The following is a 22,225-nucleotide window of genomic DNA, read 5'->3' on the forward strand; positions in this document are numbered from 1 at the left end:
TATCCTATAACTTAATAACCTATTGAAATGTTATATACCTATTTAGGCTTTTTTGGATTCACGCTCCTAGTTATTTTTTATACCAGTTACAAACTCCGAAAAGATAACCTTGACACTTCAAATGGCTATTTCTTAGCAGGAAAAAGTTTAACCGCACCCATAATTGCGGGTTCGATGATTCTTACTAATATCTCAACGGAGCATTTAATAGGAATGAACGGAAGCTCGTATAAAAACGGAATTATCGTTATTGCCTGGGAAGTTACCTCGGCAATAGCCTTAGTTATAGCGGCAATTTTTATCATTCCGCGATTTATGAAAATGAGACTCACTACAATTCCGGAGTTTCTGGAAAAAAGATTCGATTCTCAAATTCGCTCTATCGTAGCTTTTTTATTAATGAGTTCCTTTGTAGTTACCTTATTGCCTATTGTTTTGTATTCAGGAGCAATCAATATCGAAAGCATTTTTGACTTTGCAACTGTTTTTTCAATTTCTAAAGAACAATCTTTAGTTTACACAGTTCTGGTAATTGGTATAATTGGTTCAGCTTATGCCATTTTTGGCGGATTAAAAGCTGTAGCTTTTTCAGACACTCTTAATGGAGTGGGATTAATGCTTGGTGGTTTATTAGTTCCGGCTATTGCTTTGTACCAAATTGGGGATGGAAATGTTTTTGACGGAGTAAGTACCATTTATAATTTTGCTCCAAAAAAATTCGACATCATCGGGAGCGAAGATTCCGTATTGCCTTTTTCCACACTTTTTACCGGACTTATGATTAACCAAATTTATTTTTGGGGAATGAATCAAACTATTATCCAAAGGGCTTTTGGTGCTAAAAACTTAGTCGAAGCACAAAAAGGATTAATCTATACCGGAATTTTTAAGTTATTGATGCCTTTGATTATTGTACTTCCCGGTTTAATAGGATATTATTATTTTCAGGAACAACATTATGACAAACCGGATTTGATTTACCCGTTATTAGTCAAAAAAGTGCTACCCACCTACCTTTATGGCTTGTTTGCTGCAGTAATTTTAGGAGCAGTGCTCAGTACTTTTAATAGCGTGCTGAACTCTGCAAGTACCATTTTTTGTATGGATATTTATAAAAAAAGTTTCAACCAAAATGTATCAGACAAAAAACTGGTATATTATGGTAAGATTTCATCAGTCGTACTTGCTGTTTTATCTATTTCTGTTGCCCCATTAGTAGCTTATGCTCCTTCGGGATTGTACTTTTTATTACAGGAATTAAACGGAATTTTCTTTATACCGATTTCTTCTATTCTGGTAGCAGGTTTATTTTTTAAACAAGTCAATGCTGTGGGTGCTAAAGCCGGACTGTTCTTTGGTTTTCTTTTTTACATCTTAACTTCATTTGTATTCAAAATAGACATTCATTTTGTTCATTTATGGGGAATTGAATTTGTACTGAACTTCATTATTATGTTTGTCGTTTCAAAAATGTATGCAACTTCAAAATCAAACACAGAATATGAAGAAAATTTAGCCAATAACTACGAGAAATCCTGGTCAGGAATAAATATTGCAGGCAGTATTTTAGTATTCTTAACCATCTTAATATATATTTTACTGTCATAGTACAACATTAAATCCATTTTCAAAAAACACGAAAAAACATTACGATGATAAAAAGCAATATCGATAAAGCTACAGGATTTGAAAAAAGATTCGAAAACATCAATACCGTCGTTTTCGAAAATTCAAAAACAGCTTCTATAGCCGTTGCACAAGAAATTGCGGCATTAATTCGATTCAAACAACAGCAAAATGAATCTTGTGTTCTTGGTCTTGCAACCGGCTCATCGCCAAAAGGTTTGTATGCCGAACTGGTGAGAATGCATAAAGAAGAAGGTCTTAGTTTCCGGAATGTAATTACCTTCAATCTGGATGAATATTACCCAATGGAACCCGATTCCATCAATAGCTATGTACGCTTTATGAAGGAATTGTTATTAGAGCAGGTAGATATTTTACCTGAAAACTACAACATTCCGGATGGTACTTTGCCTAAAGAAAAAATACAAGATTATTGTGCCCAATATGAGGAAAAAATTGAAGCTTTGGGCGGAATCGATTTGCAAATTCTGGGAATCGGCGGTAACGGGCATATTGGTTTTAACGAATCAGGTTCTTTACAAAATTCGAAAACAAGATTAGTTGCTTTAGACCATATTACCAGAGTTGCTGCAAGTAAAGATTTCTCCGGATTAACTAATACGCCTAGAACTGCAATTACCCTTGGCGTAAAAAAAATAATGGAAGCCAAACAAGTAATTCTAATGGCTTGGGGCGAAGGAAAATCTAACATTGTAAAAGCTTCTGCTGAAGGAACTGTAACAAATCTGATACCCGCTTCTTTTTTGCAGGAACACAACAATGCCATTTTTGTTTTAGATCAGGAAGCTGCTTCTAAACTCACCCGAATCAATACTCCGTGGTTAGTTGAAAAAATTGCTTGGACTGATAAATTAACCCGAAAAGCTGTTTTACGAATGGCACTCGACTTAAAAAAGCCTATTTTAAGACTTACCGATGCCGATTATATCGAAAACGGGATGAGTGATTTATTAGCCGATTCAGGTCCTGCTTATAACATTAACATCAATATTTTTAACAAATTACAACATACTATTACAGGTTGGCCAGGTGGGAAACCCAATGCCGATGACAGCAACAGGCCGGAACGTGCAGAGCCTTCCAGAAAAAGAGTGCTTATTTTTAGTCCGCATCCTGATGATGATATTATTAGTATGGGAGGAACTTTTATGCGTTTGCAAGAGCAGGGTCACGAAGTGCATGTAGCTTATCAAACTTCAGGAAATATCGCTGTAGCTGATAGTGAAGCCGAGAGATTTGCGCGTTTTGTATGCGATTACAATGAAAAATTTGGAATAGACAGTCCGCAGGCAGATACTATTTACCAAAAAGCACATGAGTTCCTGATTAACAAAAAAACAAGTCAAAAAGACATTCCCGAAGTAAGACACCTTAAAGGGCTTATTCGAAAAGGAGAAGCTCGTGCTACAGCTCATTTTGTGGGTTTAACTGACGATCAAATTCACTTTATGGATTTGCCTTTTTACGAAACGGGAACTATCGAAAAGAAACCTTTAGGAGAAGCTGACATTCAACTAACAATGGAACTTATTGAAAAAATCCAACCGCATCAGATATTTGCTGCCGGTGATCTTGCCGATCCACATGGAACGCACAAAGTTTGCTTAGACGCTATTCTGGAAGCCGTAAAAAATCTTAAACCAAAAGATTTCATGAAAGACTGCTGGTTATGGCTTTATCGTGGTGCCTGGCAAGAATGGGGCATTGACGAAATAGAAATGGCGGTACCAATGAGTCCTGATCAGGTATTAGCAAAACGACATGGAATTTTTAAACATCAATCACAAAAAGATGGTGTAGTATTTCAAGGTACAGATGCAAGGGAATTTTGGCAAAGAGCCGAAGACCGAAATAAAGAAACTGCCGAATTATATGACCAACTCGGTTTATCTAATTACGCAGCAATGGAAGCCTTTGTAAGGTGGAAATTCTAATACAATACTCAATTTAGTTTTTTACGAAAGCTGTGTGGATTTTAATTAATTCGCACAGCTTTTAAAATGTATGCCAAAATCAAAAATTAAGAAAATGAATTTATTTAATATCGAAGGCAAAGTAGCAGTAATAACCGGAGGAACCGGAACTCTGGGAAGTTCTATTGCAACATATTTAGCCGCTTCAGGAGCAAAAATTGTTATTCTGGGCAGAAATCAGCAAACAATAGATAAAAGCATTACAGCACTTAAAGAAAGTGGTTATGAAGCTCTGGGAATTGAAGCTAACATTCTGGACAAAGCTTCCTTAAGAGCTGCAAGTGAGAAAATTATGGAGCGTTATAAAAAAATAGATATTTTATTGAATGCTGCAGGCGGAAACATGCCCGGTGCCACAATAAGCGAAGATCAAACCATTTTTGACTTATCCATGGATGCTTTTCAAACCGTTACTGATTTGAATCTAAACGGCACCGTGCTTCCTTCGATAGTTTTTGGCGAACTGATGGCACAACAAAAAGAAGGAATCATTATTAATTTCTCTTCCATGACAGTAGAAAGAGCCGTTACCCGTGTAGTAGGTTATTCGGCTTCAAAGGCGGCAATGGAAAACTTTACCCGATGGATGGCTGTAGAAATGGCGACAAAATTCAGTAACAACATTCGTGTCAATGCTATTGCTCCGGGTTTCTTTATTGGAAACCAGAATCGGAAATTATTAACTAACGAAGATGGTTCTTATACCAAAAGAGGAAATAGCATCATCAACAGCACACCCATGAAACGCTTTGGCGAAGCCGATGAATTAGCAGGAGCCATCCATTTTTTATGCAGCGAAGCCTCCCGATTTGTAACTGGAATCGTTTTACCCATTGATGGTGGCTTTAGTGCCTATAGCGGAATATAAAAAAACCTGTGAATATTACTTTCACAGGTTCCTCCAAACACTAAACTTATTTTAAAACTAACTTAATAAAAAACAATTTTCTAACCAAAAAAAAATTATTTTATTCTTCAGACACAATTGGTCGTTTATCCATTTCAACAGCCACATTCATTAAATACGCTACACCACTATCATTAATCATAGTCATATTAAGCGTATCCAGAGCGGCTAATTTCTTAGTAACTAAACCATTAAATTTATTATAAGAAATATTCATTTCTTTTAAATTGTCTAATTTTTCTATAGACAACGGTACTTGTCCCTGAAAGTTATTTTCGAATAGGCTGAAATTTACTAATTGAGTCAAATTAGCAACATCCGGACTTAATGTTCCGGTTAATTTATTACTGTTCAACAGCACCACTTTTAATGACTTCATTTGGTAAAAAGAAGCCGGAATTGCACCTTCAATTTCATTATTAAAAACGGCTAAAGTTTCTAAATTTTGTAAATTTCCTAAATCAGAAGGCAACTCACCTGAAAGTCGGTTCATATACAATTCTAACTTTTTCAATTGGCTTAAATTACATATAGAAGCCGGAATTGCATCTGATAAACTATTGAAAGACAAGTCTAAAACTTTTAATTCTTTTAAATTTCCCAAACTGTTAGGGATGCTTCCTGAAAGCTTATTTTTATGTAAATTTAATTCTTCTAAACTTTGCAAATTTCCTAGCTCAGCCGGGATAGTCCCCACTAAATTATTATCCTGCAAATTTAAAGCAACCACTTTGTCGTTTATCACTTTAACACCAGACCAGGCAGTAACATCCTGCGATAAATCCCATTTTACTTTCCATTCACTACCATTAGTAGCTTCATATAATTTCATTAGGATTTCTTTGTCTGAAAGTGACACATTAGCCATCATCGAAAATGAAGTGAAAACAGCTAAAATTAAAGTAAATATATTTTTCATATCCTCTGCTTTTAAATATCGTGATTAAATATAAACAAAAAAACGGTTAAAGCACCAAAATAATCGACGAAATACATATAAATTAAATATAAAAAGGTAATAATCTTACAATAAACGCTTGTTAAAAATAGAAAGATTTTTTATTTATATTTGGATTAACTAATCAAAACAAACAATTATATGGAAATTAATTTCTTAGCACTATTTGTAGCTGCTTTATCAACATTAGTAGTTGGGTTTATCTGGTACAACCCAAAAGTTTTTGGAACCATCTGGATGCGAGAATCAGGTTTGACCGAAGAAAAAATGAAAGGAGCTAATATGCCTTTAATTTTTATCATGGCAGTCTTTTTTGCCTTTCTGATTGCAATGATTCTACAATTTTTAACCATTCATCAATGGGGTGCTTTTGGGATGATTGGTGGCGGAAACGCAATAGATACAAAGCCCTCTTATGCTGCTTTTATGAATGATTACGGCACAGCATTCCGTACTTTTAAACATGGAGCTTTACATGGTTTTCTTACCGGAATCTTTCTGGGGTTTCCAATGATAGCAACCAATGCTTTATTCGAAAGAAAAAGTTGGAAATACACCTTCATCAATAGTGGTTACTGGATCATTTGTTTTACTATCATGGGCGGAATAATTTGCTCCTGGCAATAAAATAATTGGACAATCCAACACATGTACCAATTTTAGAAATGGCACACGGATGACACGGGTTTAAACGGATAAAAACAGATTTTTACAAAAAATCAGCGAAAATCAGTCTAATCTGTATCATTAGTGTGCCAATATTGAATTTTTAGTCCGTATAGCAAACAGTTTTAAAATAATTTTTCTATGGCTTTTGCCAAATCAAAATCCTTGTCAGTAACTCCTTTAGCATCATGAGTTGATAATCGGATGCTGACTTTGTTATAAATATTATACAATTCCGGATGGTGATTTTTAGTTTCTGCCAATAATCCCACCTGAACGATAAAAGCTAATGCCTGATTAAAATTTTTAAACTCAAATTTCTTTTCGATTCCGTCATTCTCAAAAATCCAGTCTTTTAATTCTGCCAAAAGCGATTGTGCTGTTGTTTTATCATAAATTTTCATACGCCTATTTTTATATAAACTTAGTAATTTTTCAAGTTTTAAACTAACTCATTCACTTAAAATAGTATCTTCGGGGCTCTTAATTCCGCATCAGTTGAAATCAGATTTTTCATTTAAAATATACAATTCTGTCGAAGATCTCCCTGCTAAATGGGATGATTTAGCTACAAAAAATATTTTCCTTAGCCGTGATTATTTAAAGACTTTAGAAACAGCTGCTCCGGAGAATATGATTTGTCATTTTATTGTTTTATTCCACAATGAAAAATGTATCGGAATTGCAATTTCTCAATTCTTAGACTTAAGTAAAATTCCTTCTTTTGGTGACAGAGACAGCTGTATTCGAACCAAAATCCGGAATTTTGTTTTTAAAAAAATGGGCTCTAAAGTCTTAATTATTGGCAATAATATGCTCACGGGGCAAAATGGAATTTCTTATGATAAGGAAACAGCTGTCAACACTATCATTACTTTATTAAAGGAAGCCACAGATTCTTTAGAAAAAATATTTAGTAAGCAAGGTAATAAGCCTCACCTGACTATTTTTAAAGATTTTTCAGAAACTGAAATTAAAAATTTTGACATTCCTGCCTTTCATTCTTTTTATCGGTTTTCCACGCAGCCCAATATGATTTTTGACATTAAGGATTCCTGGCATTCATTTGATGATTATATCTTAGCATTAAATAAAAAATACCGTGACCAGTACAAGAGAGTTCGAAAAAAAGCGCTGGATATTACCAAACAAAAAATGAGTCTTGAAGAAATTAATAATCACAGCGAGCGTATTCATGAATTGTATATGAATGTGGCGCAAAAAGCCGCTTTTAATACTTTTTATTTAGACGATCATCATTTTGAAACATTCAAGAAAAATTTAAAAGACAAATTTTTATTTTACGGCTATTTTAGTGACAACCAATTAATAGGTTTCAACACCTTGATTAAAAACGGATCTGATATTGATACCTATTTTTTAGGATATGATGACACCTGTCAAAAGGAGAAAATGTTATATCTAAACATGCTTTATGACATGATAGGATATTCTATCAATAAAAAATTTACGCGTATTATTTTTGCCCGTACCGCATTAGAAATTAAAAGTTCTGTTGGTGCCAAAGCAGTAGATATGTATGGACTTATCAAGCATAATAATCCCATTCTTAATCTGTTTGTTTCTAAAACTTTTAGTTATTTTGAGCCAAAAATAGTATGGCAGGAACGAAATCCTTTTAAGTAACCGGGGTTTGTGTTTTTAATACCGCTATCTTTAATTTTTTAGTGGATATAGCAATGTTCAGCTGTGTTTCCTTACCGCAATATTCTCCGTCTATTTGAAAACTGGTAGGTTTATTAATCGCAATCGTCGCTTTATCAGTAGAAATAACAGTTACATGCCCAGATGAAATTGGAATTTTTCCCATAATTATTTTTAGAAAAACGCTAAAATTTATACTTCTTAAAACAATTAATTCAAACTTTCCGTCGCTCATAATTCCTATTGGATTTATTACCACACCGGTTCCATATTTTTGAGAATTGGCAATAACAATCATTTGAGCTTTGGTTTCAATTAATTGTTCGTTATTGGTGATACTCACCTGAAATGATTTTCCGGCATGTAATAACGTTTTAAAAATTTGCAAAGCGTATCCTAATTTCCCTCTGACGGCACTTTTTTCATAATTTTTAATCAAATCAGCATTCAAACCCAAATCACTTAAATGAATGCACATTTTTCCATTAATTGTAATGTAATCAACCTCTACAACATTCTCATCAAATGCTATTGCTATGTTTTCCTCCTGACTTTTGGTTAATCCTAAATCGGTTGCGAGACCGTTTGCAGATCCAACGGCTAATATTCCAAAAACAACATCATATTGTTCTAATGCTTCGGTTACTAACTTTATCGTTCCGTCGCCTCCTGCAATAATTACCCGTTCGGGAAGAAACTCCTGGTAATAGGTTCTTAACTTTTGCAAATCATCAGTTCCTGTGGTTTCAAAACAATAAAGATTAAGATTTAAATACTTTGCATAATGCGATACCTGATCAATCAGACTGGCTTTATTAACGCCTCCTGAGACAGGATTCACAACCATTATCACATTTTTTTTTGACATTTTGCTTTATTTTATGCTTAAAAATAAGTAATTTGGAATAGAATACAAAAGAAACACTAAAAATGAAACCCATTTTAAAATTATATCGCGGTTATGCCAATGATCAGGAATTAATTGTAATGGGACACGTATTCCTGCCCACAAAGGATACCGATTACGATTTTCAGGATAAAAATTTTAAAAATGCAAGCTCTATTATTGGGATGTATCGAATGAAAACATGGCCTAATGCCGATATTTATTTAACACATAACAACGCCGTTATCCATACCAGAACATTAGGAGACGGTTATTTTAAATTTTGCATTCCGCTTACTCAGGATAATTACGGATGGGTAGCATACGAAGTAAGTCTCACCTACAATGAGGAAACCATTACAGCAAAGGATAGTTACATTCGTCCAAAGATTGACAATATAGGAATTATATCAGATATTGACGATACTTTTTTGGTTTCTTATACAATGAATCCGCTTAAGAAATTATACAATTTACTGTTTCATAATATCAACAGACGTAAAATTTTTGAAGACGTAACCGCACATTATCAAGCCTTAAGCCAATCCGGAAGAAAAGATAAAGAAGAGCTCAATATCTTTTTTTATGTTTCCAGCAGTGAATGGAATTTATACCGTTTTATTGTCAAGTTTACCGAAATTCATAATTTGCCCAAAGCGGTTTTATTGCTAAAAGACATTAAAACCAGTCTGTCTAATTTTTTCTGGACAGGAAGAGGCGGACACAATCATAAATTTGAAAAAATAAAACACATTTTAGAATTTTACCCTAATTTAAAATATGTATTGATAGGCGATGATTCGCAGGAAGATCCTTATTTATACGAAGCAATCGCTAAGATTTTTCCATTAACCATTCAGGCTATTTACATTAGACAAACAAGCAAACGCAAAAAACAAAAAGTGATTAATACGCTTAAAAATCTCGAAAGTCTTAAAGTAGAAGTTTGCTATTTTAAGAAAAGCAAAGAAGCGATTGCACATTCCAAAAGAATAGGATTGATTCAATAATTTTTTTTAGAATATTGCACGCAGATTATGCAGATTTTTGCAGACCCTGCTCCGCAAAGTCTCTGACTTTGAGGAGGCGTTGGTCTGTCTGTGACAGACAAATTGATATTAAAAAAGGTCGGTTAAAAACCGAAAAACACCGCCGCAAAGTCGGAGACTTTGCGGAGCGAATAACAAAAGGCTGGAATAGCTACAAATTATCTATTTCTTCCTGAACAATTTCCCAATCTAATAACAACTGATCTAAATCGGATTTCTTTTTATTGTATGCTTTAAAAAATGCAGCATCTTCAATATGTTTATCATAATTAGAAGCCAACATTTTATCGTCGTGTTGGATATCTCTTTCCAATTGTTTGATTTGGCTTTCTACTTTACTCAATTTATTCTGCAAGGCTTTCCCTTTTTTCTGATCTTCGTAGGATGTTTTTTTATTTTCTTTTGGAGCCGCAGCTTTAGCTACATCTTTTTTCTCCACTTCACGCATGTTTTCCAGGTTGCGTTGCTCTAAGAAATAATTAATATCTCCTAAATATTCCTTGATTTTTTGATCTTTGAATTCGTAAACGATATTCGACATCCCTTGAAGAAAATCCCTGTCATGAGAAACTAATAGTAATGTTCCGCCAAATTTTTGCAGAGCGGCTTTTAATACGTTCTTAGATTTAATATCCAGGTGATTGGTAGGCTCATCCATCAATAAAACATTAATAGGCTGCAAAAGCAATTTACATAATGCCAGACGGTTTCTTTCCCCTCCTGAAAGCACTTTTACTTTTTTCTCTACATCGTCTCCGCGAAATAAAAACGAACCTAACATATCGCGCACTTTAGAACGATTAGTATCCATTGCGGCATCTTCCATCGTTTGCAACAAGGTGATTTCACCATCCAGATATTCGGCCTGATTTTGAGCAAAATAACCTAATTGAACATTATGTCCTAATTTGATCGTTCCGTCGTACTCAAATTCGTTTACTAATGCTTTGATAAAAGTCGATTTTCCTTGTCCATTTTGACCTACAAAAGCTATCTTACTCCCGCGTTCTACTAAAAGCGAAATATCTTTTAGAATTACTTTATCTCCGTAAGCTTTGGTTACGTTTTCGGCTTCAATAACCACTTTTCCTGGTTCTTTAGAAACCGGAAACGAAATATTCATTACCGAATTATCATCTTCATCAACTTCAATTCGTTCTACCTTGTCTAATTTTTTAATCAATGATTGCGCCATCGAAGCCTTAGAAGCTTTGGCACGGAATTTTTCGATTAACTTTTCCGTTTCTTCAATTTTCTTAGCCTGATTTTTTTGTGTTGCCAATTGTTTTTCCCGAATTTCATGACGCAATTCTAAATATTGAGAATACGGCTTATTGAAATCATACGCTTTTCCAAGGGAAATTTCGATAGTTCTGTTGGTTACATTATCTAAGAACATTTTATCGTGCGAAACAATCACTACAACTCCTGGATAATTACGAAGGAAACTTTCTAACCAGATGATACTTTCAATATCCAGGTGATTGGTAGGCTCATCCAGCAATAAAACATCATTATTTTGCAATAATAATTTGGCTAACTCGATACGCATTCTCCAACCTCCCGAAAAAGTTTCCGTCTGGTTATTGAACACTTCTCTTTTAAAACCTAATCCTAAAAGTATTTTCTCTGTATCACCTACATAATTATAACCTCCTAATAAGTCAAAACGGTGAGTATAATCAGATAGATCTTCAATGATTTTACTGTATTCTTCACTTTCATAATCGGTTCTGGTAACCAGTTGATGATTGATTTCTTCCAGTTTTTTTTCTACAATTTTAATCTCTGTAAAGGCTTCATAAGCTTCTTCAAGAACTGTTCTTCCTCTTTCAAAATCAATATCCTGACGCAGGAATCCCATTCGAATATCTTTCTCCTGTGAAATCACTCCGGAGTCAGGAGCAAAATCTCTTGCTAACATTTTTAGCATCGTGGATTTCCCGGCACCATTTTTTCCTACAAGACCAACTCTGTCTCCGGCTCCTAATCGAAAGGTAACTTCTTCAAACAAATAAGTACCACCAAACGAAACCGATAAATTGTGTATATTAAGCATATTTTGTGACTAATGTTACATGGGTACTTTTGTTAAAAATGTACCTTTGATAAAAATTTTTGCAAATGTTAAAAAAAGGATCCAAACTAAATAGTATTTTAACAGGAACTTGTCCGAAATGCCAAAATGAAAGCATGTATGTGGACAAAAATCCGTTAAATCTGGCTAATGTTTTAAAAATGAATGTGAAATGCTCGCATTGTGGTCTGACCTATCAAATTGAACCTTCTTTTTTTTATGGTGCCATGTATGTGAGTTACGGACTAAATGTAGCTATCGGAATCGCTGCTTTTATTGTTTCCTATTTGTTTTTTGACTCTTCACTTAAAACGGCTTTTATTGCAATAATAGCAACGCTAATTGTTACATTTCCATTTGTACTCCGATGGTCGAGGAATATTTACATCAATATGTTTGTGCATTACGACCCGAATTTTAAAGCCTGAAACGCAAATACATCATCAATTCCAAAAATAAAAAAGCTACGAATTCCACGAATCTGACAAAGGCAGATAAAAATTGGTGTAATTCTTTTTAAGAGTTATTACTATTTGTGCTAATTAGTGTAATTTGTGGCAAAAATAACACCCCTCGTTTACCAAGATAAACTATCTTTTATTTTTGGGCTTAAAGCGATCAATATTAATTTCTTTTGGCAAAGGGATCCCACTTTCTATCCATTCGAATAATGCTTTTGCCATTGCCGGCCCAAGCATTACGCCTCTTGTTCCTAAGCCGTTTAAAATATGAACTGATTTAGAATTAGCATGTGTTCCCACTAATGGTCTTCGATCTTTTACCGTGGGCCTGACACCTGCAAAATGAGATACAATTTCAAACTCACAATTGATAATTTCCCGAATGCGTTCCATCAATTCCTGTTTTCCTTCTTCGGTAGGCAAATCGGTTTTATCTTTCCAGTTATAAGTCGCACCCACTTTAAAGAATCCATCGCCCAGCGGAAGAATAAATACAGAGGTATTGATGATGACATCTAAATCCAGATCAGGAGCTTTGATGATAAAAAGTTCGCCTTTAGTACCATCCAAAGGCAAATTATTAAAGTAAGGATTAGCATGCATCCCAAAACCTTCAGCAAAAATGATATGCCTTGCTTCTATATTTTTATAACGGATACTATCTAATAAAACTTCCAGAGCTTCATAATCAAATGAATCCTGAAGTAAAAGATTTTCCTGTAGCAGGTATTTTTTATAATTTTCTAATAAAGAAGCCGTGTCTACATAGCCCGTATGCAGTACTTCTCCATAATTAAAAGGTGAATCAATTCCGCCGTATTTCTTTGTAACAATGGAAGTAGATAAAAACGGAGATAAAGCAGGTTTATCTGAAGCGGCGAACCAATTATTCTGTTCTTCGACAGAAAAGAATTTACGCAGAATAGGTTTTTTAAAATCTACTTTAACCGAAACTTTTTGTTCTAAATCAGCATAAAACTGATTCATTAAAAGCAATTGTTCCTGTGCCTGCCATACTTCACTAAAACGCTTTAAAATAACCGGATTATATAATCCTCCGGCAATTTTTGATGAATTTTGAGAATCATTATCCACTACCAAAATACTTTTAGCATTTGCTAACGCCATTTCAGAAAATGAAATTCCGGCTAATCCACATCCTACAATTAAATAATCAATCATACTTTTTAAATAAAGTGCAAAAATACAGAAAACAAAAAACTCTTACCATCAGGTAAGAGTTTTTGTAAAAATATCATCGAAATTAATAATTCCACATATCCGATTCAAAATCGCGGATTTTCTCTTTCACACGTTCCGCTTCGAGTAATTGGTTTTGAGCATTGTCTTTCATATACTCTTTAATTTCTCTATCGCCATACACATTTTCTTCTTTATAAATGACGCTGTTAAAACGCCTTGAATTTAATATTTGGTCAAAAGAAATAGGCATAGCCGAGTTTTTATTATTAAAAGCTTTAGCTTCATGCAAAACCTCTCTTGCATCAGGATAAAAAATCCAGAACAATTCAATATAATCCTTTTCGTCACTATTCATCGTGTACACATCTGGTGTAACAGGGCAAATAGCAAGCAAACGATATTTCAGTTCGCTTTGACGTTTATCAAAATACCAGAATCCTTTGATTTTGTATTGGGTTACATCCTGAGCCGTTAAATCAGATCTTAAAACATATTCTTCAGAAACAGTCTGACCTGCATTTATTTGTTCTCTACCGGCATCAGTAGTATCAATTCTGCTCAGGGAAGCCTGAATATCTTTATACGTTTTCTTAGTATTGAAATAACTATCTGAGTAAACTTCTGAAATTTCTCCGCTTTTTATCGCTCTTGTCAAAACATCATAAAGAGAACGTCTGTCCGAACCAATATTAGCAGTATCAACAGGGAAATAAAGTGGAAAATTAATCTTTTCACTTAAATCAATAATTTCCCATACCATTTTACCCATCAATACATCTCTATCATGAACATAACCATAAGCCAGAGGCTTATCGTTATCTGAAATAAGTTGTGCAGGAGTCTTAAGACCAATTTCCTCCGGAATCTTAGCGTTCAGCAAATTAGACTGAGCATAAGAAGCTATTCCTCCCAACAAAGAGATTGCAATTATCAAAAAATTTCTCATATTCATCATAGTGTCATTAATAAGAATTGACGCGTACCGCTATGGGTAAAACGTTTATTGAATTTCAAAAATAACCGGAGCTGTTCTTGGCAATAAATAACTGCCTGCTCCTACTAATTTTGTTTTTATTTCAGAAATAGTAACCTGATCACCTCTACCTGCTTTAGAAAGAGCTGCTTTACACTGTGCATTTAATCTGTTACCCTGAACAACCACTGTAGGCTGACCGGTAATTTTTAAATTAAATCCAACAACATTTAAATTAACGTCAAAATCAAAATCTTCTAATTTAGCTCCAATTGTAGCAATTTCAAGATTAGATTTAGGTCCTTTAACCACACCTGTTTCTCCTCTGATTGTACCTGTTGGCCCAGGAATTCCTTTGATTCTGAATACTTTTCTGTCTGAAGCCACTTTACCATCGGCCATTTTTCCGGAAACATTAATTACTACTTCATTTCCTCCTTGCGGATTCATCACGTATTTTCCGTTTCCGACTTTAGATAATCCCGGAGCTGAAGCATTCACATTATTGTCAGCAATACCTGCAAATGAGATAGAAATAGGGTTTGAAACTCCTCTGTATACTACATTCATTTTATCAGCAGAAATAGTAGCTGAATTAGGTCTTGGAACTACAACATATTTTCCGGAAAATTTTAACGGAATTGTTTTTCCATCTTCTGTAAAGGTAAACTGCCCACCAATTGTTTGTTCTCCAACACCACCTGCTGTTAAAGAGATTACTGCTTGTCCATTTACAATTTTTCCAGGTCCGGAAAAACCTGTTGGTTTCGTATTTTCGTCATAACGTCCCAAAACTACTTTTCCAGTAACTGCTTCTCCCTGAAAATAAGCATTTTTATCTAAAACCACAATTGCCTGATAATTACTGTAAGAAGCCGCTGCAACTGCCGCTTTTCCTAAAGCTGCGCTATACACATCAGATTCTGCTTTGTTAATATCATTTTGCCAGGTCGAAAGTTTTGCAACCGTAGCAATAGCTGGAAAATCTTTAAAGTGATACGATAAAAATTTTACAGGAATACCGTCTTTATTTTTAACATCCGAAAGATCAAACTTACTTTCAATTTCACTTATAATAGCAGCATACTTTTTATCTGCTAAAACAGCTTTCATATCTGCTTTGTATTGATTGATGGTCGCTATAATTTCATTACCTTTTTTGCCATAGCCTTCTCCGGTAAACCAATCAGCAATATTATCGCCTTTATCCATTTCTTCATAAGGCAGTTTTCCGGTTTCAGGATCTACCTCATAACCTTTAGTAGCCTGCTCTTTTAAAGAAGCAATATAATTATAAAAATTATCGGTTATTGTTTTTACTTTGTGAGCTGTTACGGATGCTGTAGCAAATTCTCCTTTGGCCTCAGCTGCTTTAGCATCCAGAGCACCTAACATTTGCTCGTTTGTTAGTTTAGAATTAGTATTTGAACTTTCAAATTTTTCGTTCATTAATCCAAAACCTGATATAACTTCTTTTGAAACATTCATTGCCAACATAGCGATGAAAACCAAATACATCAGGTTAATCATCTTCTGTCTAGGGGTTAGTTTTCCTCCTGCCATATTTTCTAAATAATTAGTTTAGTAATTTTTTTCAATATCTATTTTCTGACTAATTATTATCCTTTATTGTTCATTGCAGAAAGCATACCTCCATAAACATTGTTCAATGAAGAAATGTTAGCTGTCATCGATTGCATTTGTTCTTTTAATTTAGATGCATTTTCAGCAATTTCTTTATTAGCCTCTGCATTTCGGGATGCGCTTTCTAATTGTACTTTGTACAAACTATTTAAAGCTTCCATTTGGGCAGCAGCCATAGACAATTCATCACTGTATTTTTTTGTAGCAGCAATTCCGTCAGCAGCAGGAGCAATTCCTTTAGCAGCAGATTCGAAATTTTTGATGCTATTACCTAAACTTGCCATTAATTCTCCGTCAATTTTAGCATCTTTTAGTAAGTTATCTAATTTTTGAGATAATAAACCCTGAGCTTCTGATGGGGATTCTGTTTTTTGTCTTTTGTTAGCATTAGGTGTTCCGTTAGCTAATTCCGGATAAACTAAAGTCCAGTCCAATTCATTATCAACGGGTTCGAAAGCAGAAAGAGCAAAAATAAATGCCTCTGTTAATAATCCGATAGAAAGCATTAACGTACCTGTTAATGGTCCGATTTCAAAATGCGTAATTTTAAAAAGAGCTCCAACAATTACAACTGCTGCTCCCATTCCGTAAGCAAAATTCATTGCTTTTTTACCTAATAATGCCATAATCTTAAGTTTTTTTTAGTTAGTGTAGGTGTTATTTATTAATAAATTAAAGGGGTAATAAAATTATCTGGTTTTTCCTGCTCCGCCACCATTAGCTGTAGTTTGCACACCCATATAATCCTGAACTGTTCTAAAGCCAATAAAACTTCTGGCTGAATCAGCATATTCAAAATCTCTGGTACCTACCTGTAGGAAATAAGCAACATCTTTCCACGAACCTCCACGGACAACTTTTCGTTTATTAGAAGCATCTAAAACATTTGGATTCATAGTAGATACATATTCGTAGGCATTTGGATCATAAGAAGAATCCGTCCATTCCGATACGTTACCTGCCATGTTATAAAGATTATAGCCATTAGGCTCATAGGATTTAGCTTCGACAGTGTACAAAGCCTGATCAGCAGCATAATCTCCTCTGTTAGGCTTAAAGTTAGCTAAGAAACAACCTCTGTCATTTTTAGTATAAGGACCTCCCCAAGGATAGGTAGCAGATTCTAAACCACCTCTGGCGGCATATTCCCACTCCGCCTCAGTAGGTAATCTAAAAGAATTAATCAGGTCGCGACCACTCTTTTTAGATTTAATATAAGTATTTTTATTTAAGGTTCTCCAGGCACAAAAAGCTTTAGCCTGTGTCCATTTTACTCCTACTACCGGATAATCTCCATAAGCTTTATGCCAGAAATAATCATTATGCATGGGTTCATTATACGAATAAGCAAAATCTTTGATCCAAACCGTAGTATCCGGATATACTTTCACCTCCTCGTTTCTGATGAAATCTTTTCTTTTACCTACTTTAGCTTTGGCTGCAGCCTGAATATCCATCCATGAATAGCGGAATTTCAATTTATCAACATCTATGGTACGTAAACCGTTGTAAGATTCCTCAATAGGAATATACATGGAATCCATTACCTCTACATAATACTCATCAGGATATAATTTAGGATCCTTAATAAGCTTAATATTCTTATTTAGTTTTCTTCCGGCATACGGATCTTCATCAGTACCTACACTATAATAATTATCATACATGTATTTATCATAAGCCGTCATTTTTTCAGGATCAGCATCATTAAATGCAAAGTCACCAATACTCCCCGCTTTTTTTCCTTTTCCATCACCCGGCTTAGCACCAGTATCATCGGCTAAAATAGCTAACTTCATTCGTATCGTAGAATCTTTAACCCATTCTACAAACTGACGGTATTCACTGTTAGTAATTTCGGTTTCATCCATATAAAAGGAACGAACAGTTACAGTTTTTGTCTGAGCATCCTGAACACCGGCTAAATCTTCATCAGATTTACCCATAATGTAGGCTCCACCAGGTACCAAAGCCATACCGTAAGGTTTCTCCGGATGCCATTTTGCACCTTTAACACCGACTAATTCTCCTTTATCACTAGATTTACCACAGCTTACTAAAAGTGACAAAATTGCCATAAACGCAATGAACTTCTTCATATAAATTCGGGTTATATATTCTTTATTTTTTAAGTGTGTAAACGTATTTATTATTTATTAATAAAACAATATTTTTTTTCTATAATTAAATTCTTAACCAAAAGTAAAGTTAAATAAATTATAAAAAAAATATTTTATCGACAAAATGCAAAAAAATACGATTAAAAACACATTTATCCGATAAACCGTAGTTTTTTATTTTCCATAAATTGAACAAAAGATACTTTTTACAGCTTCTGAAACTTTTTTAAAGCACATTCTTTCTTTGTGCTTTCCACCATCTTTCCGGCAATTCCTGATTACAAGCCCCTAAATATTCTTCATAGGAACAAGGTAATAACGTATTTCGTTTTAATTTATTATTCCCATTAGTAATAAAAGGAATTTCTATCCACCAACGATCTGTTTTATCACTTTTATAGAAAACTAAAGTCTCTTCCTCAATGGGTACACTATATTTTATATAATTTTCTCTGCTGCCAAAAGGATACTCATTAGAACGATAATGAAATCCTTCAATAAAATACCAGATGATTTGCGTAATTAAGATAGCTTCCTGATGTGAATGATGATGGTTAAACACTCCAAACATCGAAACTTTATCACTTATTCCGGCATATCTTGCTAATGCACAAATTTCTTTTCCATTGAAACCGTTGGGTGCAAAAGAAACAAAATTTCCAGAATCGGCAGATTTTACCGCATTCAGATCTAAACTTACGATATCAGCGTCTCTAAAAACAGGTTCTGCGATAGCAATATTATTTGAAACTTCACCCAGACGATAGGCATCAAAAAATAATTTTTCGATTAAATCAATTTCTTCCTGAGAGTTATAATAGGTTTGGTAACCAATATTACAGAAATTGAACAAATTATTGGGTTCGTCAATAATCATTTGGGACAAATAAGAATTCGCAGACATTAGCTCCTCTTCTTTACCAAAATCAAATTTACTATCAATAGCCACCAGATTGACCATTTGCTCTAATTCATCATAAGCACGGTACATGCTGTATGTTAAATCCTGCGAACCACCAATAATAACGGGTATAATTTTTCTTTTAATCAAATCAGAGGCTACTTTGCGTAAAGCAAAATAAGTATCTTCTTTAGAATTTCCAGGCAAAATATCGCCTAAATCAGCAATAACAGCATCCCAATTGCCCGGGAACATACTATACAATTCCTCCCTGAAATCAGATAAGTCTCCGGAATTGTCAGCACTACCACCTCTGTTTTCCGAAACACCTATTAAAGCAATTTTTATTTTATCTAAATCCGGAAACTCTTCCCGGGTATGAAAAACCACTTTACTTCCCAGTTGCTGAGAACTTAGCGATTTTACCCGTCTTAGTATATGATCATTTATTGGCTCCAGAAAATCAAATCCCATCATAATAATCTATTCTTAACTTTTTACTTCCTAAGAATAATAAGAAAACTAAGTTTATTTCTTTTTAGTAGTCGTTTTTTTGGCAGCCGGCTTCTTTGCAGCTGCTTTTTTAGCCGGAGCTTTCTTAGCAGGTGCTTTTTCGGCAATTAAAGCCTGCACTTGTTCCAGAGTCATTTTTGAGGCATCAACATCTTTACTCAGTTCAATTTTGATTTTTCCTTTCAAAATAACCGAACGTCCCCATCTGGCTTTTTCTACTACAATACCTTCGTCCTCCCAATTGTGGATTACCTTATCAATATTTTTTTGTAATTTATCTTCAATCAAAGCTTCAATATCGGCTTGTGATAAATTATCAAAATCGTATTTCTTACTCACATTGATAAACATTCCGTTCCATTTGATAAACGGACCAAAACGTCCCACCCCTTTTTGAACAGCTTCGTTTTTATAAGTAGCAATTGGCGCATCAGCTTTTGCCTTTTCGTCAATTAATTCCTGAGCTCTTTCTATAGAAACATCCAATGGATTTTCTCCTCTTGGCAAAGAAATAAACACACTTCCGTGGCGTACATAAGGACCAAAACGACCATTGCTTACCTCTACTTCTTCGTCTTTGTAAATTCCTAAATTCTTAGGCAACAAAAATAAATCTAAGGCTTCTTCGAGTGTAATATTTCCAATGTTTTGCTCTTTCATCAAGCTGGCAAATTTCTTTTCCTCATCTTCAGCATCCCCAATTTGAGCCATTGGACCAAATTTCCCTAAACGAACCGAAACCGGTTTTCCTGTTGCCGGATCAGTACCTAAAATTCGTTCTCCGCTTTCTCTGTCAGCATTCTCTTCAACATGCTTTACTGTTGGATGAAACTGATCATAAAACTCTTGCATCATGGTTGCCCATTCGATATTTCCTTCGGCAATTTCATCAAAATCCTGTTCTACTTTTGCCGTAAAATTATAATCTAAAATATTCCCGAAATTCTTTACCAGAAAATCAGTAACAATGGTTCCAATGTCTGTTGGCACTAATTTTCCTTTATCAGAACCCGTATTTTCTTTCAGCAACTTCTCGCCTACTTTACCCGATTGCAAAGTCAGTTGTGTATAATTGCGTTCCTGTCCTTCTAAATTCCCTTTTTCAACATAATTTCTATTAATAATAGTAGAAATTGTTGGTGCATAAGTAGAGGGACGACCAATACCCAATTCTTCTAATTTTTTAACCAAAGAAGCTTCGGTATATCTTGCTGCCGGACGCGAATAACGCTCTGTTGCAGTAATATAATTGTTTTGTAATTTTTCGTTGACTTTCATTGCAGGCAACATTCCTTCTTGCTCCTCTTCGTCGTCGTCATGACCTTCAAGATACACTTTTAAGAAACCTTCAAAAAGCAAAACTTCACCAGATGCAGCAAACAATTCTGAATGATTATTAGCGGCAATTTTAACATTGGTACGCTCTAATTGAGCATCACTCATTTGCGAAGCTAAAGTTCGTTTCCAAATCAAATCATACAAACGCGCCTGATCCCTGTCGATATTTACGGTATGACGCGACATATCGGTAGGACGAATAGCCTCGTGAGCTTCCTGTGCTCCTTTACTTTTATTTGTAAAAATTCTGGGCTTCGAAAATGCTGCACCGTAGGATTTTATAATTTCAGCCTCGGCAGCATCCATGGCTTCTTTAGAAAGATTTACACTATCCGTTCTCATATAAGTAATCAATCCGGCTTCGTACAAACGTTGTGCTAATTGCATGGTGATTCCAACAGGCAAATACAATTTACGAGCCGCTTCCTGTTGTAAAGTCGAAGTGGTAAATGGCGCAGTTGGTGATTTTTTTGTTGGTTTTGTTTCTAAATCAGCCACTTTGTAAGCAGAACCGATATTTTTATTTAAAAAATCTTCGGCTTCTTTTTTAGTATTAAAATTTTTAGGCAGCTTAGCTTTGAATGTTTTTCCTGCTTCGTTAGTAAATTCGGCAACAACAGAATAAGAAGCGATTGCTTTAAATTCCTGAATTTCACGTTCTCTTTCAACAATTAAACGAACAGATACCGATTGTACACGACCCGCTGAAAGTCCGCCTTTAATTTTTCTCCATAAAACCGGAGACAATTCATAACCTACCAAACGATCCAGAACACGACGTGCCTGTTGCGCATTGACCAAATTATAATCTATTTCACGTGGATTATCAATTGCTTTTAGAATGGCATTTTTTGTGATTTCGTGAAAAACAATACGCTTGGTTTTATTTTTATCTAGTTTTAGTTCTTCCGCCAAGTGCCATGAAATAGCCTCTCCCTCGCGGTCCTCATCACTTGCTAACCAAACCGTTTCCGCTTTCTTAGACAACGCTTTTAATTTAGTAACCAAGGCTTTTTTATCCGGAGAAACTTCGTATTTAGGTTTAAATCCATGTTCTACATCCACACCTATTTCCTTTGAAGGCAAGTCGGCAATATGCCCATAACTTGACTCCACCTGGTAATCACTTCCTAAAAATTTCTCGATTGTTTTTGCCTTTGCAGGTGACTCAACTATTACTAAATTCTTTGCCATTGCTATATTTTTCTGGAACAAAAGTATCTATTTTTTTTAAATACAACGGC

At 34.7% G+C, this 22,225-nt stretch carries 18 protein-coding genes; 7 read left to right on the plus strand and 11 right to left on the minus strand.

Going from position 1 to position 22,225, the window contains the following annotated elements; translation table 11 throughout:
- The first annotated feature begins 27 nt into the window (after positions 1 to 27).
- From BUB89_RS01540 to BUB89_RS01550, 3 genes are all read left to right on the plus strand, one after another.
- Positions 28 to 1,608, plus strand: a complete 1,581-nt coding sequence (locus BUB89_RS01540) for a solute:sodium symporter family transporter (RefSeq protein WP_073241170.1) — start codon at positions 28 to 30, stop codon at positions 1,606 to 1,608.
- Between the two features lie 38 nt (positions 1,609 to 1,646).
- The gene (nagB, locus tag BUB89_RS01545; protein ID WP_373862909.1) at positions 1,647 to 3,581 is read left to right on the plus strand and encodes a glucosamine-6-phosphate deaminase; all 1,935 of its coding nucleotides are present in this window, start codon (positions 1,647 to 1,649) and stop codon (positions 3,579 to 3,581) included.
- A 94-nt stretch (positions 3,582 to 3,675) separates the two neighbouring features.
- Positions 3,676 to 4,488, plus strand: coding sequence for an SDR family oxidoreductase (locus tag BUB89_RS01550; RefSeq protein WP_073241833.1), 813 nt, complete (start codon positions 3,676 to 3,678; stop codon positions 4,486 to 4,488).
- Positions 4,489 to 4,588: 100 nt separating this feature from the next.
- On the opposite strand, the gene BUB89_RS01555 is transcribed toward BUB89_RS01550, so the two are convergent.
- Positions 4,589 to 5,446 carry a leucine-rich repeat domain-containing protein gene (locus BUB89_RS01555; protein ID WP_073241173.1) on the minus strand — a complete coding sequence of 286 codons (858 nt, stop codon included), beginning with the start codon at positions 5,444 to 5,446 and terminating at the stop codon, positions 4,589 to 4,591.
- Positions 5,447 to 5,626: 180 nt separating this feature from the next.
- Between BUB89_RS01555 and BUB89_RS01560 the strand changes: the two genes are divergently transcribed.
- Positions 5,627 to 6,112 (plus strand): DUF1761 domain-containing protein, encoded by a 486-nt coding sequence (locus BUB89_RS01560; RefSeq protein WP_073241175.1) that lies wholly within the window; start codon positions 5,627 to 5,629, stop codon positions 6,110 to 6,112.
- A 164-nt stretch (positions 6,113 to 6,276) separates the two neighbouring features.
- Here the strand turns inward: BUB89_RS01560 and BUB89_RS01565 are convergent, their stop codons facing one another.
- Positions 6,277 to 6,555, minus strand: coding sequence for a 4a-hydroxytetrahydrobiopterin dehydratase (locus tag BUB89_RS01565; RefSeq protein ID WP_073241177.1), 279 nt, complete (start codon positions 6,553 to 6,555; stop codon positions 6,277 to 6,279).
- Between the two features lie 94 nt (positions 6,556 to 6,649).
- On the opposite strand from BUB89_RS01565, the gene BUB89_RS01570 reads away from it, so the two are divergent.
- Positions 6,650 to 7,798, plus strand: a complete 1,149-nt coding sequence (locus tag BUB89_RS01570; RefSeq protein ID WP_073241179.1) for a peptidogalycan biosysnthesis protein — start codon at positions 6,650 to 6,652, stop codon at positions 7,796 to 7,798.
- Here BUB89_RS01570 and BUB89_RS01575 read toward each other — a convergent pair.
- Positions 7,791 to 8,684 carry a diacylglycerol/lipid kinase family protein gene (locus tag BUB89_RS01575; RefSeq protein WP_073241181.1) on the minus strand — a complete coding sequence of 298 codons (894 nt, stop codon included), beginning with the start codon at positions 8,682 to 8,684 and terminating at the stop codon, positions 7,791 to 7,793. The two genes, BUB89_RS01570 and BUB89_RS01575, sit on opposite strands and share 8 nt — an antisense overlap.
- A gap of 62 nt (positions 8,685 to 8,746) precedes the next feature.
- Between BUB89_RS01575 and BUB89_RS01580 the strand changes: the two genes are divergently transcribed.
- Positions 8,747 to 9,712: an App1 family protein gene (locus tag BUB89_RS01580; protein ID WP_073241183.1), complete on the plus strand. Its 966-nt coding sequence runs from the start codon at positions 8,747 to 8,749 to the stop codon at positions 9,710 to 9,712.
- A 190-nt stretch (positions 9,713 to 9,902) separates the two neighbouring features.
- Here BUB89_RS01580 and BUB89_RS01585 read toward each other — a convergent pair whose 3' ends face one another.
- Positions 9,903 to 11,810 (minus strand): ABC transporter ATP-binding protein, encoded by a 1,908-nt coding sequence (locus tag BUB89_RS01585; protein ID WP_073241186.1) that lies wholly within the window; start codon positions 11,808 to 11,810, stop codon positions 9,903 to 9,905.
- A 65-nt stretch (positions 11,811 to 11,875) separates the two neighbouring features.
- On the opposite strand from BUB89_RS01585, the gene BUB89_RS01590 reads away from it, so the two are divergent.
- Complete coding sequence (locus BUB89_RS01590) at positions 11,876 to 12,256, plus strand: DUF983 domain-containing protein (protein WP_073241188.1); 381 nt, start codon at positions 11,876 to 11,878, stop codon at positions 12,254 to 12,256.
- Positions 12,257 to 12,418: 162 nt separating this feature from the next.
- Here the strand turns inward: BUB89_RS01590 and BUB89_RS01595 are convergent, their stop codons facing one another.
- The 7 genes from BUB89_RS01595 to topA form a co-directional block, all read right to left on the minus strand.
- Complete coding sequence (locus BUB89_RS01595; protein ID WP_073241190.1) at positions 12,419 to 13,471, minus strand: NAD(P)/FAD-dependent oxidoreductase; 1,053 nt, start codon at positions 13,469 to 13,471, stop codon at positions 12,419 to 12,421.
- An 82-nt stretch (positions 13,472 to 13,553) separates the two neighbouring features.
- Positions 13,554 to 14,444, minus strand: coding sequence for a type IX secretion system ring subunit PorN/GldN (porN, locus tag BUB89_RS01600; RefSeq protein ID WP_073241192.1), 891 nt, complete (start codon positions 14,442 to 14,444; stop codon positions 13,554 to 13,556).
- A 48-nt stretch (positions 14,445 to 14,492) separates the two neighbouring features.
- Positions 14,493 to 16,028 carry a type IX secretion system motor protein PorM/GldM gene (porM, locus tag BUB89_RS01605; protein ID WP_073241194.1) on the minus strand — a complete coding sequence of 512 codons (1,536 nt, stop codon included), beginning with the start codon at positions 16,026 to 16,028 and terminating at the stop codon, positions 14,493 to 14,495.
- A gap of 56 nt (positions 16,029 to 16,084) precedes the next feature.
- Positions 16,085 to 16,735: a type IX secretion system motor protein PorL/GldL gene (gene porL, locus BUB89_RS01610; RefSeq protein ID WP_073241196.1), complete on the minus strand. Its 651-nt coding sequence runs from the start codon at positions 16,733 to 16,735 to the stop codon at positions 16,085 to 16,087.
- 63 nt (positions 16,736 to 16,798) lie between these two features.
- Complete coding sequence (gene porK, locus BUB89_RS01615; protein WP_073241198.1) at positions 16,799 to 18,208, minus strand: T9SS ring complex lipoprotein PorK/GldK; 1,410 nt, start codon at positions 18,206 to 18,208, stop codon at positions 16,799 to 16,801.
- Between the two features lie 247 nt (positions 18,209 to 18,455).
- Positions 18,456 to 19,604 (minus strand): formimidoylglutamase, encoded by a 1,149-nt coding sequence (locus tag BUB89_RS01620; protein WP_073241835.1) that lies wholly within the window; start codon positions 19,602 to 19,604, stop codon positions 18,456 to 18,458.
- Positions 19,605 to 19,658: 54 nt separating this feature from the next.
- Positions 19,659 to 22,175 carry a type I DNA topoisomerase gene (gene topA, locus BUB89_RS01625; protein ID WP_073241200.1) on the minus strand — a complete coding sequence of 839 codons (2,517 nt, stop codon included), beginning with the start codon at positions 22,173 to 22,175 and terminating at the stop codon, positions 19,659 to 19,661.
- Positions 22,176 to 22,225 lie beyond the last annotated feature (50 nt).

It is taken from the genome of Flavobacterium flevense, assembly GCF_900142775.1.
Lineage (GTDB): Bacteria > Bacteroidota > Bacteroidia > Flavobacteriales > Flavobacteriaceae > Flavobacterium > Flavobacterium flevense.

Excerpts from the sequence above, each read along its gene's own strand:
- BUB89_RS01540 (WP_073241170.1), top strand. The coding sequence starts at position 28 with ATGTTATATACCTATTTAGGCTTTTTTGGATTCACGCTCCTAGTTATT.
- BUB89_RS01550 (WP_073241833.1), top strand. The coding sequence starts at position 3,676 with ATGAATTTATTTAATATCGAAGGCAAAGTAGCAGTAATAACCGGAGGA.
- BUB89_RS01555 (WP_073241173.1), bottom strand. The coding sequence starts at position 5,446 with ATGAAAAATATATTTACTTTAATTTTAGCTGTTTTCACTTCATTTTCG.
- BUB89_RS01560 (WP_073241175.1), top strand. The coding sequence starts at position 5,627 with ATGGAAATTAATTTCTTAGCACTATTTGTAGCTGCTTTATCAACATTA.
- BUB89_RS01565 (WP_073241177.1), bottom strand. The coding sequence starts at position 6,555 with ATGAAAATTTATGATAAAACAACAGCACAATCGCTTTTGGCAGAATTA.
- BUB89_RS01575 (WP_073241181.1), bottom strand. The coding sequence starts at position 8,684 with ATGTCAAAAAAAAATGTGATAATGGTTGTGAATCCTGTCTCAGGAGGC.
- BUB89_RS01580 (WP_073241183.1), top strand. The coding sequence starts at position 8,747 with ATGAAACCCATTTTAAAATTATATCGCGGTTATGCCAATGATCAGGAA.
- BUB89_RS01585 (WP_073241186.1), bottom strand. The coding sequence starts at position 11,810 with ATGCTTAATATACACAATTTATCGGTTTCGTTTGGTGGTACTTATTTG.
- BUB89_RS01590 (WP_073241188.1), top strand. The coding sequence starts at position 11,876 with ATGTTAAAAAAAGGATCCAAACTAAATAGTATTTTAACAGGAACTTGT.
- BUB89_RS01595 (WP_073241190.1), bottom strand. The coding sequence starts at position 13,471 with ATGATTGATTATTTAATTGTAGGATGTGGATTAGCCGGAATTTCATTT.
- porN (WP_073241192.1), bottom strand. The coding sequence starts at position 14,444 with ATGAATATGAGAAATTTTTTGATAATTGCAATCTCTTTGTTGGGAGGA.
- porM (WP_073241194.1), bottom strand. The coding sequence starts at position 16,028 with ATGGCAGGAGGAAAACTAACCCCTAGACAGAAGATGATTAACCTGATG.
- porL (WP_073241196.1), bottom strand. The coding sequence starts at position 16,735 with ATGGCATTATTAGGTAAAAAAGCAATGAATTTTGCTTACGGAATGGGA.
- porK (WP_073241198.1), bottom strand. The coding sequence starts at position 18,208 with ATGAAGAAGTTCATTGCGTTTATGGCAATTTTGTCACTTTTAGTAAGC.
- BUB89_RS01620 (WP_073241835.1), bottom strand. The coding sequence starts at position 19,604 with ATGGGATTTGATTTTCTGGAGCCAATAAATGATCATATACTAAGACGG.
- topA (WP_073241200.1), bottom strand. The coding sequence starts at position 22,175 with ATGGCAAAGAATTTAGTAATAGTTGAGTCACCTGCAAAGGCAAAAACA.